This window comes from Glycomyces terrestris (genome assembly GCF_003933745.1).
GTDB lineage: Bacteria > Actinomycetota > Actinomycetes > Mycobacteriales > Micromonosporaceae > Glycomyces > Glycomyces terrestris.
Genome location: NZ_RSEB01000001.1, coordinates 597026 through 614532 on the forward strand (window position 1 = coordinate 597026; position 17507 = coordinate 614532).

17 protein-coding genes are annotated in these 17507 nt (G+C 70.1%); 9 read left to right on the plus strand and 8 right to left on the minus strand.

The features are described from left to right. Positions 1 to 4 precede the first annotated feature (4 nt). Together EIW28_RS02810 and EIW28_RS02815 are read left to right on the plus strand one after the other, a co-directional pair. The gene (locus EIW28_RS02810) at positions 5 to 985 is read left to right on the plus strand and encodes a sensor histidine kinase (protein ID WP_125246184.1); all 981 of its coding nucleotides are present in this window, start codon (positions 5 to 7) and stop codon (positions 983 to 985) included. Beyond that, the gene (locus EIW28_RS02815) at positions 982 to 2130 is read left to right on the plus strand and encodes a sensor histidine kinase (protein WP_125246185.1); all 1149 of its coding nucleotides are present in this window, start codon (positions 982 to 984) and stop codon (positions 2128 to 2130) included. Before EIW28_RS02810 ends, EIW28_RS02815 begins: the two co-directional genes overlap by 4 nt. A 39-nt stretch (positions 2131 to 2169) precedes the next feature. Here EIW28_RS02815 and EIW28_RS02820 read toward each other — a convergent pair whose 3' ends face one another. The 7 genes from EIW28_RS02820 to EIW28_RS02850 all read right to left on the minus strand — a co-directional run bounded on the left by EIW28_RS02820 (position 2170) and on the right by EIW28_RS02850 (position 10067). After that, positions 2170 to 2778, minus strand: a complete 609-nt coding sequence (locus EIW28_RS02820) for a TetR/AcrR family transcriptional regulator (protein WP_158630265.1) — start codon at positions 2776 to 2778, stop codon at positions 2170 to 2172. Next, complete coding sequence (locus EIW28_RS24065) at positions 2775 to 3161, minus strand: hypothetical protein (protein WP_158630266.1); 387 nt, start codon at positions 3159 to 3161, stop codon at positions 2775 to 2777. Before EIW28_RS24065 ends, EIW28_RS02820 begins: the two co-directional genes overlap by 4 nt. Before the next feature lie 286 nt (positions 3162 to 3447). Further along, the gene (locus EIW28_RS02825; RefSeq protein WP_125246187.1) at positions 3448 to 4071 is read right to left on the minus strand and encodes a TetR/AcrR family transcriptional regulator; all 624 of its coding nucleotides are present in this window, start codon (positions 4069 to 4071) and stop codon (positions 3448 to 3450) included. A gap of 840 nt (positions 4072 to 4911) precedes the next feature. Beyond that, a complete protein-coding gene (locus EIW28_RS02830) occupies positions 4912 to 6111 on the minus strand; it encodes an MFS transporter (protein ID WP_125246188.1) in 1200 nt (399 codons plus the stop codon). A gap of 6 nt (positions 6112 to 6117) precedes the next feature. After that, entirely contained in the window at positions 6118 to 7638 is a 1521-nt protein-coding gene (locus tag EIW28_RS02835; protein ID WP_125246189.1) for an MFS transporter, read from the minus strand. Between the two features lie 591 nt (positions 7639 to 8229). Beyond that, complete coding sequence (locus EIW28_RS02840; RefSeq protein WP_125246190.1) at positions 8230 to 8835, minus strand: hypothetical protein; 606 nt, start codon at positions 8833 to 8835, stop codon at positions 8230 to 8232. 716 nt (positions 8836 to 9551) lie between these two features. Continuing rightward, on the minus strand, positions 9552 to 10067 hold the full coding sequence (locus tag EIW28_RS02850) for a TetR/AcrR family transcriptional regulator (RefSeq protein WP_158630267.1): 516 nt from the start codon (positions 10065 to 10067) through the stop codon (positions 9552 to 9554). A 150-nt stretch (positions 10068 to 10217) separates the two neighbouring features. Here EIW28_RS02850 and EIW28_RS02855 point away from each other — a divergent pair, with 150 nt between their 5' ends. The 6 genes from EIW28_RS02855 (at position 10218) to EIW28_RS02880 (ending at position 16000) form a co-directional block, all read left to right on the plus strand. After that, on the plus strand, positions 10218 to 11405 hold the full coding sequence (locus EIW28_RS02855) for a serine hydrolase domain-containing protein (RefSeq protein WP_125246193.1): 1188 nt from the start codon (positions 10218 to 10220) through the stop codon (positions 11403 to 11405). A gap of 178 nt (positions 11406 to 11583) precedes the next feature. After that, a complete protein-coding gene (locus EIW28_RS02860) occupies positions 11584 to 12504 on the plus strand; it encodes a LysR family transcriptional regulator (RefSeq protein WP_158630268.1) in 921 nt (306 codons plus the stop codon). A gap of 229 nt (positions 12505 to 12733) precedes the next feature. Further along, a complete protein-coding gene (locus tag EIW28_RS02865; RefSeq protein ID WP_125246195.1) occupies positions 12734 to 13135 on the plus strand; it encodes a hypothetical protein in 402 nt (133 codons plus the stop codon). After that, on the plus strand, positions 13132 to 14079 hold the full coding sequence (locus tag EIW28_RS02870) for an NAD-dependent epimerase/dehydratase family protein (RefSeq protein WP_125246196.1): 948 nt from the start codon (positions 13132 to 13134) through the stop codon (positions 14077 to 14079). The genes EIW28_RS02865 and EIW28_RS02870 overlap by 4 nt, the downstream gene beginning before the upstream one ends. A gap of 178 nt (positions 14080 to 14257) precedes the next feature. After that, positions 14258 to 15460 (plus strand): NAD(P)/FAD-dependent oxidoreductase, encoded by a 1203-nt coding sequence (locus EIW28_RS02875; protein ID WP_125246197.1) that lies wholly within the window; start codon positions 14258 to 14260, stop codon positions 15458 to 15460. Positions 15461 to 15586: 126 nt separating this feature from the next. Continuing rightward, the gene (locus EIW28_RS02880) at positions 15587 to 16000 is read left to right on the plus strand and encodes a hypothetical protein (protein WP_125246198.1); all 414 of its coding nucleotides are present in this window, start codon (positions 15587 to 15589) and stop codon (positions 15998 to 16000) included. 97 nt (positions 16001 to 16097) lie between these two features. Here the strand turns inward: EIW28_RS02880 and EIW28_RS02885 are convergent, their stop codons facing one another. Next, positions 16098 to 16286 (minus strand): helix-turn-helix domain-containing protein, encoded by a 189-nt coding sequence (locus EIW28_RS02885; protein ID WP_125246199.1) that lies wholly within the window; start codon positions 16284 to 16286, stop codon positions 16098 to 16100. A 424-nt stretch (positions 16287 to 16710) separates the two neighbouring features. On the opposite strand from EIW28_RS02885, the gene EIW28_RS24610 reads away from it, so the two are divergent. Next, entirely contained in the window at positions 16711 to 17331 is a 621-nt protein-coding gene (locus tag EIW28_RS24610; RefSeq protein ID WP_197717033.1) for a DUF4333 domain-containing protein, read from the plus strand. Positions 17332 to 17507: the final 176 nt, after the last annotated feature.

Genomic DNA, 17507 nt, shown 5'->3' on the forward strand with positions numbered 1-17507 from the left:
GCCGGTGCACGCGAAGGCCGACCCGGACCGCGCGATGCGGATCGTCGAGGTCGCGCCGCTGCTGGTGGCCGTAGGCCAGGCGGTCGGCGTGGTCGCGGTGACCGGGGCGTACTCCGGAGCGCCGGCGACGGTGGCGGCGGTCGCTCTGAGCGCCCTGTACCTGCCACCGCACTGCTACCTGCTCTGGTGCGCCGCGCATGCACGGCGTCCGCGGCACCGCTTGCGGACACTGGCCGCCGTCTCGGTCGTCATCGCCGCGGGCCTGCCGCTGGTGGGTGAGACCTGGATCTGGGCGCTGGTCAATGTCATCGCCGCGGCCGCGGTCGTCCTGTCCCCGCGATGGGCGGCCGCCGTCTGCTGCGCGGTCGCGATCGCGTCCGTGCCGGTCGAGTACGCCCTGACGTCGGACCCGAGTCCCGCGTGGACGGTGGTCGTGCTCTTGGAGCGCACCGCGGTGGCCCTGGTGCCGACGTGGTTCGCGAGCGCGCTGCACCGTCTGCGGGCCGCGCGCGAGGCCCTCGCGGCCGATGCCGTGCGGCGGGAGCGGGCCCTGATCGATGCCGAGCTGGCCCGGACGGTCGGCGCGTGGCTCCGGCGCGCGACCGAGGACGGGCCGCGCATCGCACGCCTCGTCCACGTCGATCCGGAATCGGCTGCAGCGGAACTGGACCGGTTGACCGGCGGCGCCCGCCGGACGATCGCCGAGTCCCGCCGACTCGTGCGCGGGTTCCGGCCGGTGTCGCTGGTCGGCGAGCTGGACGCGGCCCTCGCGCTGCTCTCGGCGGTCGGCGTCCACGCGAGCCTGGAGGTCGCCGGCGGCGAGCTGCCCGACCGGGGCCGGGAGGCGCGGCGACTGGCGCGCGACCTCCACCGGGCCGTCGACCGCCTGCTCCAAAGCGAGGACGCCGTGTCCTGCCGGCTCACCGTCGCCCGGACCGACGAGCGGTTGCAGCTCGAGGTCACGGTCGAGGGAGGCCGGCCGTGAACGCCTTCGCCAACCCCTCCTCGGCCGTCCGCTGGGCTCCCCGGCTCATGCTGGCGATCCACCTGCCGATGCTCGCCCAAGCCCCGATCCTGGTCGTGACCGACGGCATCCGCGAACACTCGTCGCCCGCGAAGACGACCGCGGTCGTGCTGGCGCTCTTCACGACCGTCCTGCATCTGCGCCACATCCGGGCCGCCGCCCGCTGCGAGCGGCCCGCGCTGATGCCGCTCACCGCGGCCGTGCAGCTCGCCGCGGCCTACGCGGGCTTCTGGTGGTTCGGTCCCGACTGGGGCAGCGCGCAGGGGCCGGCGATGGTGTCCGCGATGCTGCTGCTGCCCGGGGTGTGGCGGTGGACCCTCGGCTTCGGGGCTCCGCTCGCGGCGGGCCTGGTCTTGTACGCCTACTTCGGGAGCCGCGAGTTCGGCGCGAGGGTCATGGCCCTCGAACTCGTCTACTACCTGGTCATCATGACGGTGTTCGTGTGCGCGCTCTACGGCGCCGTCAGGCTCGTGCCCCTCGTCAAGGAGCTGTACCGCACCCGTGCGGCGCTGGCGCGGGCCGCAGCGGCACGGGAGCGGCTGCGGCTGTCGCGGGACCTCCACGACCTGCTCGGCCACAGCCTCTCGGCGATCGCGCTCAAGGGCGACCTCGCGCTGCGGCTGCTTCCCGCCGACCCCGGCGCGGCCGCGCGGGAGGCGGCGGGCATCGGGGAGGTGGCCCGGACCGCCCTCCTCGATCTCGACGAGGTCACCCGCGACGAGCACCCGACGGTCCTGTCCAACGAGGTCGCCGCCGCGGCGGAACTGCTCGCCGCCGCCGGGGTGGAGACCCTGTCGGACGTCCCCGACCTCGATCCGCCGCTCGCGGCGGACGCCGAAGTGGTGCTCGCCTGGGCCGTCAGGGAAGGGGCCGTGAACCTGGTGCGGCATGCGCGTGCGACCACCTGCTCGATCGAGCTGCGGCGCGAGGCGGGGAGGGCGGTGTTGGAGATCGTGAACGACGGAGCCGCGTCCCCGGCCGCCGTCGGCGGGACGGGACTGGCGGGCCTCGCCGCGCGGGCGGCCGCGGTCGGGGGCAGGACCGTCGTGGACACCGGGCACGGACTGTTCCGGCTGCGGGTCGAGGTCCCCGCCGAACGCGGCTGATCCCGCGGCCGGCGCTGCACCGGGACCGCCGCCCGGCGCTCATGCGCGGGCGATGCCGCTGAGCAGGATCTCGGCGAGTGCGTCCGCGTAGGCGTGCCGGTCGGCCTCGGGATGGGCGGTGAGGTACGCGATCATCATGTCGACGGCCCCCTGGTAGGTGACGGCCATGACGCGGGTGTCGAACCCGCGGAGGCTGCCCTCGGCCTGCCCGCGCCGGAACAGCGTCTCCTGCCCTGCGTAGACCTCCTCGTAGGCGTCGAGCGTCAACCGGGGCGCGCCGTCGGGTCCGCGGAGGTTGTGCACGATGCGGTCGAGGGCGATCAGCTCCGTCGTGGCGCTCAGGTCGGCGGCCCGGCGGAGCGCGGCGCGGATGACGTCGGGGACGGGCGCGGCGAGGTCGAGCCCCGCGGCGACCGCGTCGGTGATCCGGCGCAGCGTCGACTCGGCGGTCGCGGCCATCAGGTCGTCCTTGCCGGTGAAGTAGTGCCACAGCAGGCCCTTGGAGACGCCCGCGCGCGCGGCGACCCGAGTCAGCGTCGCCCCCTCGTAGCCGCTCGCGGCCACCTCCTCGACTGCGGCCGTGATGATCTGGGCCCGTCGCCGGTCCTCGTCGAGGCGCCGGCGCGGGCCCTGCGGCGCCCCGGTCACCGGGCCCGGCGGGCGCGGATCGCCAGCGCCGCGATGAGCAGCGTCAGGGCGGCGACAGCGAGCATCTCGACGCGCATCCAGGACGGGAACGCGCCCGGAATCGCGGCCTCGACGAGGTTCACCGCGGTGAGGACGCCCGCGATGACGGCGACCGCCCCCAGGCCGCGGGCGCTGCTCTTGCGAGCGGCGCGTGCTCTCAGGACCAGGAGGATCGCGAAGACCCCGGCGATGGCCCCGTGCCCCCATGCTTCCGGAGTTGCCAGACGCGGGGCCGTCGCGGCCATGACCGCCAGAGCCGCCACCGTCGCGAGGGACACTGCTGCGTAGACGCCGACCGCGCGGTGCAGCGCACCGGCGCGGTCGACGGACATGTTGTTGACCATGCGGTCAACACTACCCCTGTTATTGACCAAGCGGTCAATAGCTTGGAGGATTCTCATCCGCTCGGTGCCGCTCCGCCGGTGCTCGGACGCGACGGTGGTGACGGGCGTCCGACGCGGAGGGGCCGGCGGGTTACGTCATGGCGGTCCTCAGCGGCCTGGCCCAGCAGGCCCACGAGGGCGCCCCACCCAGGATGAACTCGACCGCATCGCGCGAATCGCGAGCAACGCGCTGCTGCGACCGACCTAAAGACCTGCCGGCCCCGTCCACGGGAGTAGGCACCGGGGTTCACTCACCGGGTCGCTCCGGCCGGGCCGCAGCGACCTCCCTGCTCCCCGTCGGAGCGATCCCGGAGAAGACGAGTTCGAGGATCTGTCCGACCTGCTCCGTGCTGACCGGCCTGGTGCGCAGGAGCATCCGGTAATACAAAGGCGCGTACAGCAGCTCGGCGATCCCGACGAGATCGGCGTCGGAGCGGATCTGGCCCTGCCTTACCGCGCGTTCCAGCCGCTGGCGGCACGCCTCCACCCGCGGTCCGAAGATGTTGGCCACCATCGTCTCGGCCAACTCCGGCTCGGCCTGCGCGGCCGCGATGAGCCCGGAGACATAGGTGCCGATCTCGCCCTCGAGCAGTGCTACCACCCTGGTCATCTGGGTTCGGAGGTCGGCCGCGATGTCGCCGGTGTCGGGAAAGTCGGTCTCAGCGCCAATCATTCCGTTGAGCGCCTCCTGCAAGACGGCCCCCTTGGAGGGCCACCACCGGTAGATGGTCTGCTTGCCGACGCCGGCGCGCTTCGCGATGCCTTCCATCGTCATGCTGCCGTAGCCCTGCTCGCTGCACGCCTCAAGGACCGCCTTGAGGATGGCGGTGCGGGCCCGCTCGCTGCGTCGTTGTGGATTCGCCGAGGTCATGGAGCGATCATAGCGAACATACGAGACGGACCGTTCCGTCACGTCTTTGGAAGACGAGACGTATCGTCTTGACTCCTCGGTTTCGATCGCCTTATGCTGACAAGACGATACGTCTCGACTCGTTGAAGGATCGCTTGTGAACACTCACGTCCTTCGCCGGCTCACCGGCGCCTGCGGTCTCATGACCGGGGTGCTGGCGCTGGGCATCGCGCTGGCCTACTTCGTCTACAGCGGACCCCCTCCGACCTGGACCGTGCTCACCCGCGCGCTTGTCGCGGTCCCCATGCTCCTGGCCCCCGTCGGATTCGTCATCGGCCTGCGCCGACTCGTCCGTCTCGCCGGCAAGGAGCAGAACGACTTCGGCCTGGTCCTGCCCTGCGCCGGCACGGTCTACGCGGTGATGGACCTGGTCGCGCTCTCCATGGAGGTGGGCGCGCCGCTCTATACGCTGGACGGCGCGCTCGACCTCACGATCGACGGTCCGCTCTCGGCGGGGACGGTGCTCGTGCACGGGCCCTTCGCGCGGATCCTCATCGCGGGCGCGGCCGTCGCCGTCGCCATCGCCGCGTCGTGCCTGCGGCTGCCCCACTGGGTCATGATGACCGGGTACCTGCTGGCCGCAGCCAATGTGGTCTTTGTGCCCCTGCTCTACTTCGGCATGAGCCCGGCGAACCTCCACGCGGCCAACGGTTGGGGAAGCACGGCCAGCACCTCGTTCATCGGGTTCGTCTGGTACGGCGTCGTCGGCTTCAACCTCCTGCGTCGTCGCGCCTCCCTTGAGCCGACTGGCGCCGGTGTGATGGCCGCCCGGAAGCCTGCGCTGAGGCGACAGGCTGGGCCTCATCGGCGCCGCAGTGAGAACCCGATCGTGACCGCGGTCGCGGCGGCGAGCAGCGGAACGAGCGCGGCCATGGTCGAGGAGAGCCCGACGAGGTCGGCCGCGGAGCCGATGAGCGCCGGCCCCAGCAAGACACCGATATAGATGAAACTGGTGAATCGCGCGACGAGGGCCCCGGCCGCGGCGTCGTCGGCGGCAGCGCGGCCGACTTCGCTGAACAGCAGCGGCATCAGCACCGACATCCCCAGCCCGCCGATGGCGAAGCCCGCGACGGCGACGAGCGGTTCGCTCGTCCCGATACCGATCGAGAGGCCGGCGATGCCGAGCGCGCCGCCGACGGTGAAGACCGGCCGGGCGCCCCAGCGGGTCGCCGCCGTGTCGCCGAAGGCACGACCGACGGTCTGCCCGAGCGCGTAGCCGGTGACCGCCCCCGCGCTGAGCGCGAGGGAGACGCCGCGAGCGTCGTGCAGGAGCACGCCGCCCCAACCGAGAACACCGCCCTCGCACACCATGAGCACCGTCGCCGTCACGCCGAGGACGACCATGCGCCTGGTCCACCCCGCCCGTTGACGAGGTGCGGCGGCGTCCGAGGCGGGCACGCGGACCTCAGAGCGCGCTGTCGACAGATGTCGCATCATGAACAGCCCGCCGGCGAGGGCGACGAGGGCGACCGATGCGGATCGCACGGCGAGGTCCCAACCCGCCGCAGCCGTCGCGCCCATCGCGAGGGACGCGACGACTGCGCTGGCGCTCCATGCGGCGTGGCAGCTGTTGACCACCCGGCGCCCGCCGCGACGCTCCACACCCACGGCGTGGGCGTTCATCGCCGCGTCCGTGGTGCCGTGGACCAGACCGAAGACCGCAACCGCGGCGATCAGGCCGCCGAACCCCGGCACCACGCCCAGGACCACCAGCAGCGGCGGCATCGCCAGCAGCGAGCACCGCAGCACCATGCCGGAGCCGAAGACCGCCACGAGCCTTCCGGCGGCCTGCATCGCCACCAGCGCGGCGAGAGCGAACACCAGGCTGACCAGCCCGATCCTGCCGTCGTTCAACCCGTGCACCGACTTGAGCGCCGGGAGCGAGACGATGTAGCTCGCGCACACCAGCCCGTTGAGGAAGAAGACGGCCCGGACCGGCCATCTGCCCGAATCCCCCGCTGTCGCTACCTGCGGGGTTTCGACCGTCACTGTCGTCGACATGACTGCCTAGGCACCGGTGTCCGACGTGGACGGATCGTCGGCGACACGGCGCCGGACGGTCTGGAGGACCAGGACGATCACCATGATCGCCACCCCGACGAGTGCGATGGTGCGGAAGCCGGTGGTGAAGGCGTCCTGCACCTGGCGGAGCAGCGCGGAGTCATCGAGTTCGGCGGCCCGGCGGAATCCGTCGACCCAGGAGCCGTCTCCGCCACTCGCGGCCATCTCGGTGCGGTAGACGAGGGTGCCGATGCTGCCGAGGACGACCAGGCCGGTCGCGATGCCGATCTCGTTGGCCGTCTGCACGAACGAGGCCGCCGATCCGGCCCGCTCCTCCGGTGCCCGCGAGATGACCTCGTTCATCAGGAACGGGAACGCGGCGCCGATGCCGGCGGTGGTGAGCACGCTGCCGCACACCATGGCGGCGATGCCGGCCCGGCCGGTGGACACGAGCGCGTAGGAGGCGAACCCGGCCGCCATCACCGCGAGGCTGGCGAGGACGACCCGGGAGGGCGCGTACCGCTGACCGAGCCAGGGGCCGAGGTTGGAGGCGGCCATCATCGCCACGGTCGAGGGCAGCAGCCACAGGGCCGCGTGCAGGGGGGAGAGTCCTTGGGCGTCTTGGAGGTAGAACGCCCAGTACAGCGAGGTGCCGCCCATGAGCAGCGCGGTCAGGAACAGGATCCACATGGCGCGGGCGACGCCGGGGCGGCGCAGGAGCGTGAGGTCGACCAGCGGGTCGTCCAAGGCCCGCTGGCGGCGCACGAACACCCATCCGAGCACCAGCCCCGTGGCCGCGGCCGCGGCGGGCTGCCAGGACCAGCCGTCGTTGACGAGGAGTTTGAGGGCGGCGACGAGGAGCAGGATCGCGGCCAGGCTCAGGGCCGCGGAGAGGACGTCGATGCGCCCGGCCGCGCTCGCGCGGTACTCGGGCAGCAGGCGCGGGGCCAGGACCAGGGTCAGGACCATGACGGGAACACCGAGGAGGAACACCGAGCCCCACCACCATTGGGACATCATGAGGCCGCCGATGAGCGGGGCGGCGGCCATGCCGGTGAGGAAGCAGGTCATGTAGGCGCCCATGGCGGCGACGGCGCGCTTGGGGTCGGGGAAGAGGCGGCCGATGAGGGCCATGGAGGCGGGCATGATCGCGGCGCCGGCGACGCCCATGACCGCGCGGGTGGCGATGACCATCCACGGCTCGCCGGCGAACGCGGCGAGCGCCGAGGCGACCGCGAAGATCGCGGAGCAGATGACGATGAGGCGGCGGCGCCCGATCCGGTCGCCGACCGCGCCCATGGTGATCATGGTGCCTCCGACCATGAAGCCGTAGATGTCGTTCATCCACAGCAGCTCGGTCGCGGAGGGGTGCAGGTCGGCGGCCATCTGCGGCAGCGCCACACCCAGCACGCTGATGTCGATCGCGATCAGCATCGACGGCAACGCCAACAGCGCCAACGCCAGCCGGGGGTGGACGGTTCGGCGGCGCGGCGCCGCCGGTTTCGTTTCGGGTGCGGTGGTGGTCATCGGTCGTACTCCTGGGTTCTGGGCGCCTCGGCGGGCGTCGTCGTAATGAAGACTGGGTCGGCGCCTGCTTTTCAGCGGCCGCCAGCAAAGATTCGTCAAGGGCGGGTGTCATCAGGGCGAGAGCCTCGGATCGAGGTCACTGTTCCGCCATACGAGTACGGTCACATTGCCGCGGCCACGGGCGGCAGATGCAGCAGTCGTCGGTTTCCGATGACGAATGTCATCGCGAGCGCCGCGACATCCGTGTGAATGCCCTGGTCAGGACCGGGACGCTGGGGCGATGATCGAGGTGTTGATCGCCGAGGGGGCATCCACATGATCCGCGGTGCACCGGTGGCTCTGCTCGCGATGGAGGACGACATCAGCGTCGCCGCCGAACTCAACCGCGGCGACTCGCGATCGCCGAGAGGCTATGACCGAGTAGGTCGTGGAAGTTCCGCCAGAGCCGCAGGCACTCCTGATCGACGGCGGCTTGCGCCAGCTCGGCGTGGCTGCGGCCCAGGCATGTTATGTGCGAGGGGGCGGGTCGCGCGGCCGGTCTCTCATGGAAGGAGTCGGCGGGGAGGTCCGCCGCTCGCCCCGGAGGCCGGGCTAGCCGATGAGATCGCGCCAGAAGTCTGGGGACCGGTCGATCGCGTCCGCGTATCCGGTGTCGTCGATCTTCTCCCCCTCGATGAAGGCGAGAAGATCCGCGCCGTAGACGATGATGTCGGTCTGGTACATCGACAGGACCGGATGCCCCCAGGTCCCGCGGCCCGCCGGGAGGCAGCGGTGACCGCACACCGGCACCATGCGCGGCGCGGCGGCGGGGCGTTCCGTCGCCAGCGCCAGGGCCTCGCTCATCGCAGCCGGCCGCGGTCCCCAGTCGTCGTACCAGAATTCGTTCATGCTGACGTCGAAGAGCACGCCTTCGACGGGCCACCCGACCCTCGCCTGGAGGATCTCGGGGTCACCGGCCCGCCAGTCGATCCACCAAGGCCAACCTGGGCGCGGTCGTTCGGTGGCGTCGTCGAGCGGCAGTCCGACGGAGAGGAACGCGCGGTGGTCGTCGCTGAATTCGAAGCCGCATTCGGCTTCGATGCGCTCGAACTCGGCATCGGTGAGTCCTGGAGCGATCCTCTGGTGTCCGCTCCGGGCAAGGGCTTCGGCCGCTGCGATGCCGAGTTCGGCACCGGTCGGCCGGTGGGTCGGGGTCACCACGCGAACCTAACCGAATGGTGCCGACAGCCGCATGCCCCTCGCCGCCACCATGCTCCACCAGGTGACGCCCCGCTCGTCGATTCGCGCTCGGCCGGTATCTGGCACGGCGGCGGTATTTCGTTGCGGCGGAGACCGGTGCGGTCCCAGGATGGGGGGTGAGCGATCTGCGATGGGCTGAGGTGAAGGTCTTCTTCGACCCCGGCTTGATGGGGGCGTTGCCTGATGTGCTGGTTATTGCCCTCGAACCCGCCTGCTGCGCTCCCCGGTTCGGATCGCTCCCTCTGAGGTGGTCCATGAAGGATTTCGTGGCCGGGCTGAACTCCTCTCCGGCGACGTCGGGAATGCGGTCCTCGCCGCTGTCGAGGTAGAGCCTGATAAAGCAGGTCGGGTTGAGCAGTCCGGTGAGCAGGTCCGCGAGGGTCCGGAGTCGCCGGGCGGCGTCGGGGAAGTCGGGGCGCTCCTCGATGGCGCCGAGTCTCGCCTCCGGTGCCGTCCGCGCGGCGCGGAGTGGCCCGCCCAGACCTGTTCGGCGATCACAACCTGCACGCGGTCGAACAACTCGGGTTCGATCAGGGCTCGTGTCGCCCGGGAACTCCTCGCCCTTGTGCACGACCAGGCCCGGGTAGTACCGGTTCGACAGCAGTAGCCGCCGTCGGCGAGGACTGCGTCTGCACGTCGACGCGGCCGGCCGATTCTTCCAGCGATGCCGTGGGTCAGTCGAGGTCCAGGAGTGCAGCGGCCCCTTGGTAGAGGGCCTCGCGGAACTCCTCGCCCGGGGCGTCGGAGAAGTGGCCGACCGGATCGGTGGCGGCCGCGAACGCCTGCGCGGCGCGAAGTCGACGGCGCCAGTCGGCATCAGGTCCGGCGAGGATCGCGACCGCACGGTCGACGGTACCGACGACCGTGCCGACGATCCGCGTCGAGTCGTCGTTGTAGATCGAAGCATCGCGCAGGAGCAGGCGCATGACGTCCTGGTGGGTGACCATCGCTGCGATGCAGTCACGCAGGAGGCGGCGGCGTGCCTCGTCGCTGTCGGGCTCGGCTGCGGCGGCGTCCACAGCTGCGCCGAGCGCGTCGATCGGTGCGGCCACCAGTTGCTCGAGGATCGCTGCCTTGCTGCTGAAATGGTGATACAGCGAGGGTTTCGCGATGCCGAGCTCGGCCGCGATCTCGCGCATCGACGAGGCACGGTAGGTGTTCGTCGCAAACTGCTCGCGTGCGACTTCCAAGATCCGTTCCCGCGTGACCGCAGTGTCCCCTCTGCCCGCCAATGCAGCTCCCTTCCGCCGTCGACGCAGAACATGCTACCCCATTGACTACCGACCGGGCGGTAGGCTAGGCTACCGACCGGACGGTAGGCTACAGATGGAGGCCAAGGCATGACGCACGCGACGATCGAAGGCACGACTGCGGCAGGGTTCGAACCGGTACGCGAGTGCTTCGAGCGCAATTTCACCGACCGCAAAGAGGTCGGCGCGGCGGTCGCGGTGCTGCACCGCGGCCAGCCGGTCGTCGACCTGTGGGGCGGCCGGGCCGATCCCGAAACTGACCGGGCGTGGCGGCGCGACACCGTCACCGGCATCGCCTCGACCACCAAGGCCATGGCCACGATCAGCGTCCTGCACCTGGCCGACCGCGGGGACCTGGACCTCGACCGAGCGATCGCCGACTACTGGCCGGCGTTCGCCGAGGGCAAGCAGGACATCACCCTGCGCATGGTGCTCACCCACCGCTCCGGCGTCGTCTCGCTCGAACACGCGCCGGTGACCTACGAGGCACTTGCCGAAGGGACGCCTGTCTTCGACGCGATAGCCTCCGCTCGTCCGCAGTGGGCCCCCGGCGAGGCGCACGGGTATCACGGGGTCACGTTCGGGCACCTCCTCAGCGCGGTCGTCAAGGCGGTCACCGGTGTCACCGTCGGCCGCTATTTCGCCTCCGCGATCGCTGAGCCCCTGGGCCTCGACTGCTACATCGGACTGCCCGAAAGCGAGCTGCCGCGTCTGGCCTCGCTGGTGGTGCCCGCCGCGAGCGAAGCGGTAATGCTGGGCAACCAGGTCCCCGCGCTCCGAGGCCTGTACGAGGGTCTCGCCGACCCGACCTCGCTCACGTACCGGGCGATGTACGGAAGCTTCCAGATCGGATGGGAATCGGCGAGCGACCCCAAGTTCTCCCAGGTCGAAGCCCCCTCGACCGACGGCACGGCGAGCGCGGTCGGCCTCGCGAAGCTGTTCGCCGCCACCATCGGCGAAGTCGACGGCATGCGCCTCCTCGGTGCCGAGCTCGTCCGGCAGGCGGGGACGGTATACAGCACCGGCCGGGACCGGGTGCTGAACATCCGCACCGATTGGGGCCTGGGGTTCATGGTGCCCGGTGGTCCGTTCGTCCCCCGCCGCGTGCCTGCCGGGAGCTTCGGCCACGGTGGAGCGACCGGGTCGTTCGCGTTCGCCGATCCGGGCAGCGGCCTCGCGTTCGGGTATACCCCCAACCGCGGCTCCGAACTACTGGAAGGCAACGACCTCCGGGTCAACGAACTCGTCGACGCCGTCTACCGCTGCCTGCGGACGTGACCGGGCCTTCGCATCCGTGACCGCATCTGATGCGGCGACCACCGACGGCTCGGTCGATCCGAGACCTTCCCCACGGACCGTCCCTGGTGCTACAGGGGTACCGAGGGTCGTTCATACTCGGTGTTCAGACAGATTGAGCGGCTGTTTGCCGTGATTGAATACCAGAGGGTGGGCTGCCGTGGAGCGTCAGGAGATCGAGACGTTCCTCGCGCTGTGCGAGGAGCTGCACTTCGGCCGCACCGCCAAACGCCTGCGGATCTCCCCGGCCCGGGTGACCCAGCTGATCCAAAAGATCGAACGGCAGATCGGCGCGGCGCTGTTCGTGCGGAACACGCACGGAGTGGCCTTGACAGAACTCGGCCGGAAATTCCAGAGCGACCTGGCGCCGGCGCACGAGGCCATCGAGCGAATCATCCAGCAGACCATCCGGGACGCCAAGGGCATAAGCGGGGAGCTGCGCCTGGGGTTCCTCGGCACCGCCAACGGACGGCATCTGGTTGAACTCGCCCGGCGATTCCAGGCGCGCCAGCCCGGCGCCGCGATCCGCCTCGTACTGGAGTCCGAGATCAGCGACCATCTGCGGCCGCTGCGCGAGGACCGCGCCGATGTCATCGCCGTGCCCCTGCCCATTCGCGAGGAGGGCATCGTCGTGGGGCCGGTGGTCCTGCGCGAGCGCCTGCTGCTGGCCGTGCCCGAGGGGCACCCCATCGCCGAGCGGGGTCACGGCAGCTACGAAGACTTCGCCGACAACCCGGTGGTGGTGGCCGCGGGCGACCCCGACGACTACTGGATCGACCACTTCGTGCCGCGGCGAAGCCCGTCCGGGCGGCCCATCGAGCGCACGCATCTCGTCGAGAGCCTTCAAGCCGGCATTGCGCTGGTCATGGCCGGCGAGGGCATCGGACCGATCATCGCGCAGTTCGCGCAGTACAACCAGCATCCCGGCATCACCTATGTGCCGCTGGACGGCGAACCGGTCGTCCAATCGGCGCTGGTCTGGTCGGCCGCTCGCGAAACCGAGCTCATCCGGGACTTCGCGCGCGTCGCCGAAGCCCAAGGGCCCATCACACTCGACTGGCCCCGGCAGCAGGACGCCTGAGCAACCTCTCGGGCCATCGTGTTGCAGACATGCGAAACACACTTTGAGCCCTGCTGAACACCGACCGTCGAATATCAGGCTGTTCACTCGCGCTGAAAAGCGTATTGAGCGTTTCGCCATTGCCGACGGGACTCCATGGACTTCACAGTGGATCACGCCAACCCGTACATCAGCGGTCGCGATATGCGGGTCGGCTCCCATTCACATCGAAGTTCCAAGAGGAGTCACATTGAGCGCCGGACGAAACGCCGCCGGGCCGCCGAGGTCGATCCCGGTCATCGTCATCACGTTGCTGTGCGCCGCGAGCATGCTGGTCTTCGGCGTCTGGGCGTTCTTCGCGCCCGTCAGCTTCATCGAATACGTCAACTACGCGCCCTATAACGAGCACCTCACGCACGACGCGGGCGCCTTCCAGATCGGCATCGGCTTCGGGCTGCTCGCCGCGCTGCTCTGGAACGACGCCCTCGGTGCAGCCCTCATCGGATTCGTCGCCGGCAGCGGCCTGCACACCTGGTCGCACTTCACGGACCGCCACCTCGGGGGGCACGGATCGGATGTGCCGCTGCTGGGCGCCACGACGCTCCTCGGCATCGTGGCACTCGTGCTGGTGATGCGGAGGAGGAGCGCATGAGGGTCCTCCTGGCCGGCGCCTCCGGCACCATCGGCACCCCCATCACCCGGGCGCTCCTCGCCGCCGGACACGAGGTCGTCGCCCTGACCCGACGCCGCGGCGGCGCCCCCGCCGGCACGACCGAGCTGGTCGGGGACGCGACCGATCGCGAGGGCCTGCTGGCAGCCGTCCGCGGCATGCGGGCCGACGCGGTCATGCACCAGCTCACCGCGCTGAAGAAGGCGCCGATGCGGCACCGCGACCTGGCGGCGACCAACCGCCTGCGCATCGAGGGCACCACGAACCTCCTCGCCGCCGCCCGCGCCGTCGGCGCCCGACGCTTCGTGACGCAGTCGAACCTCTTCGGCTACGGCTACGGCGACCTCGGCGAGCACGTCCACACCGAGAAAGACGCCTTCGGGCAGGGCGGGTACGGACGGTTCGACGAGCACATCGCCGCGCTGCGCTCCACCGAGCAGCAGGCTTTCACCGCCGAAGGCATCGACGGCATCGCCTTGCGCTACGGGGCCTTCTACGGCGCCCCAGACGATGCCGTCATCGAAATGATCGAGCAGGGGAAGCTGCCTGCGGTGAAGGGCGGCCCGATCTCCTTCATCCACATCGAGGATGCCGCCTCTGCGACCGTCGCCGCCCTCGAACACGGCCGGGGAGGCGAGGCGTACAACATCGTCGACGACGAGCCCGCCCCATGGCGCGACTTCTTCCGAACCGCCGCCGCGCACCTCGGCGCCCCGACGCCGAAGCCGCTGCCCGGCTGGATGCTCCGGCCGATCCCGATCATGCACGCCATCATGACCGGCTCCTACCGCCTCTCGAATGCCAAGGCCAAGGCCGAACTGGGCTGGTCCCCGTCGATGCCGACGTATCGCGAAGGCATCGCCGCGATCCCGACGCCAACCGACCCGATCCCTTCGAGCCCCGGTGAGAAGGAAGGGAAACGGTAATGAGGTGTCGCGTCATCATCCTGGAAGCATGTGGTGCTTCACAACAGCAGTCCGTCAGGACTGCGGGGCCTATCCGGTTCAAGTCGCACACGCCCGACACGCCTTCAGGTCTGACGCCGCCCGCGCAAAGGACTCAACGAATCCCCCTGAACCCCAGTAAGAACGAACGGACCCGGAAATGAAGCACCGCATCCTGATCCTCGGCGCCGGCTACACCGGCATGATGGCTGCCCACGGCCTCGCCCGCCGCAACAAGTCCGCCGAGGTCACCCTCGTCAACCCCACCGACGTCTTCAACGAACGCCTCCGCCAGCACCAGGCGGCGGTAGGCCAGGATCTCGGCACCCACCGCATCCCCGACCTCCTCGAACCCGCCGGCGTCGCCTTCGTCCGGGGGCGTGCGGCCCGGATCGAGGCCGACCGCCGAGGCGTCGTTCTCGACGACGGCCGCGACCTCGGCTACGACCACCTGGTCTACGCGATCGGCAGCGCCACTCCGCGCGTCGAACACGCGTTCACCATCGACGACCCCGAGTTCGCCACAGCCTTGCGCGACAACGCCGACGGCGTCCTGACCGTCTGCGGCGCGGGCCTCACCGGCATCGAAGCGGCCGCTGAGGTCGCGGAGACCTACCCCCGCATGCGGGTGGTGCTGCTCAGCCGCGGCGAGCCCGGATCGATGATGGGCCCGAAAGCACGCGCCTACATGAGGAACGCCCTCTACCGGCTCGGCGTCGAGGTCCGCACCGGTGCGACCGCGGCCCGCGTCCTCCCCGGCGCGGTCGAACTCGAAGGCGGCGAGCGCCTCCCGACCGACATGGCGCTGTGGACCACCGGAGTCGCACACGCTCGCCTCGCCGCCGAAGCCGGCATCGCGGTCGACGCCTCCGGCCGCGTCGCGGTCGATGCCGCCCTTCGCTCGGTCTCCCACCCCGAGGTCTTCGCGATCGGCGACGCCGCCGCGGTCCGCCAGGCGTACGGGACCATCCACGGCACCTGCCAGAGCGGCATCCCCACGGCCGCGCACACGGCCGAGTCGATCACCCGGATCCTGCGCGGGAAGGAGCCCAAGCCGTTCCGCTTCGGCTACATCCACCAGCCGGTGTCGCTGGGCCGCAAGGACGCCGTCATCCAGTTCACCAACCCGGACGACACCCCGAGCCGCTGGTACCTCAAGGGCAAGGCCGCCATCGCCTACAAGGAGGCGGTCAGCTCCAGCCCGCTCAAGTTCTACCGGTCGAAGTCGGCCATCCCCTCCGCCATGACCAAGCGCACCGGCGGCCGCCGCAACCCCGCAACGTGGGCAGCGCCGGAAACTTCTTCGTCAACCTCGGCAAACGCATCGCCGTCCAGCAGCCGAGCCGAAGCAGCCGTGACCTGACCGCAAGACAGCCGGGGAGGCCACGCCGCCTCAACCTCAACGGCACTCATTTCCTTCGCCCGTAGAAACTCCGCCAATCGACGCTCCTCGGCTGGGCGTCACCACGACAACGAGAGGAATCTACTCATGCGCAATCGCGTTGCGGCGCTCCTCGCCGCGTTCGCCATTCCCCTGTTCGCCGTCCTCGGCTTCGCGACACCGGCATTCGCCGTCTACGAGGACGACCCCACCGTGGACATCGACTGGTACGCCGACTCCTCCAGGGAGTGCTGGTCAACCACCGCCGCCGCGGCCTGCGTCCAGAGGAACGGCGACGACATCTGGATCCGGGACAACACCGACGACCACAAGGTGGTCACCGTCGTGTGGTGGGACACCAACGGCACCCGCGAGGGCTACTGCATCGACGGCCTCGGGCCGAGCAAAGTGTGGACCTACTGCAACAAGGACTGGACCGACGGCCACCAGATCAACTGGTACGTGCACTACTACGACGACGGCCAGTGGTGGTCCGGCCCCACCCAGACCACCGTCGTCTAAGGCCTGCCCAGGGCCTGGCCGCCCGATTCGCGAAGCGGGCGGCCAGGCCATTTCACTCATTGAGCCGGTTGAACCCACACGCTCGCCTCCAACCTGCTTACGCCGTGCTGGCCGCTTGCAGCAGTCGATAGATCGTATTGCGGCTGACGCCGAACTCGGCGACGAGCCGCATCCTCGGTACCCCAGCCCGGGCGGCGACCAGCAGCCGCTCCAGCTCTTCGATATCGAGGCGGTCGCGGACCGCTCGTGGAGTGCTGCTGCGCGGAGCCAGCGCGAGCTGGGACAATTGAGGGCCCGGTTCGGGTCGCTCGTCGGCTGAGATGGCATCGATGAGGCCCCTGAGGCGGGTGAGCGAGGCTCTGACCTGCGGTGGGGAGTTGTAGTAGGAGCCAGTAAGGTCCACCCTGATGCCACTAGTACAACTAGTGGCACTTTTTTTGCCCTCGAACTCGCCTGTTGCACTCCCCGATCCGTTCCCGCCGGAGTCCCGCCGGTGTCTCGCCTTGTATGGCGCTCGACCCGCTGAAACGATTGGCTGGTTGTCGGCTCGAGTCGGCATCGTTTACGGCCGCAGCAGGCCGCGGCGAGGCACCGCCGCAAGCAGGACGCTTGCCGGGCTCGCCGTTGCTCCGGGAGGCGTCAGGCACTCCAGGAGACCGCAATCCTCACGAATGAAAGGCCCCCTTGTGCCCAGCCGAACACTAGCGACTTTGCCCTTCGTCCTCGCCCTCCTCGGGCTCGCGGCGTGCACTGCCGAAGCCGGACCGACGGTTTCCGGTGGAGAACTCGCCGAGCTGGCTGCGGACGCCCTGGAGGAGCAGACCGGATCGCGTCCCGACCTCGACTGCGGCGACGACTCGATCATCGTCAGTGAGGGCAAGGAGGTCGACTGCGTGGCGACCTCCACCGACACCGGCGCCGAATACGACGCCACCGTCACCTTCACCAGCGTCGACGGCAGGGACTACGAGATCAGCGTGGAAGTGGCCTCCGAGCCCGACAACGCGCCCAGCGAGGCCCCGACCTCCGCTCCCGCCGAGGCCGACACCTCGGCGCCGGCCGCCGACGCGAACAGCATGGTGGTTCCCGCCCCCGACTTCGCCGCGGCGGTCACGGACGCGGTGGCGGCCGAATGGGGGGCCGGCAACGACATCGACTGCGGCGACTCCACCACGAGAACCCTGTACGAGGGCGCGATCCACTCCTGCGTGCTGAACGACGTCTCGACCGACGCGGAGTACGCCATCACCATCACGATCACCAGCATCGACGTCGAGGCCGACACCTTCAACATCGAAGTCGTGGTGGAGGAGACCCCGCTGAACCGGTAGGACCGTGCGCTGCCGGGCCGCCCCGCGACCCGGCAGCGCGAACTCGCAGACGTCCGTCCAGGAATTGGTTTCAGTTGTTGACAAAGCTGTCGGCGCGAACCCGGCCGACCCGATGTGCCGGTAGGCGCCGAGGCAGTTCATGGACGCGGGCGGCCGTCCCCTGCTCGACTCCTGAC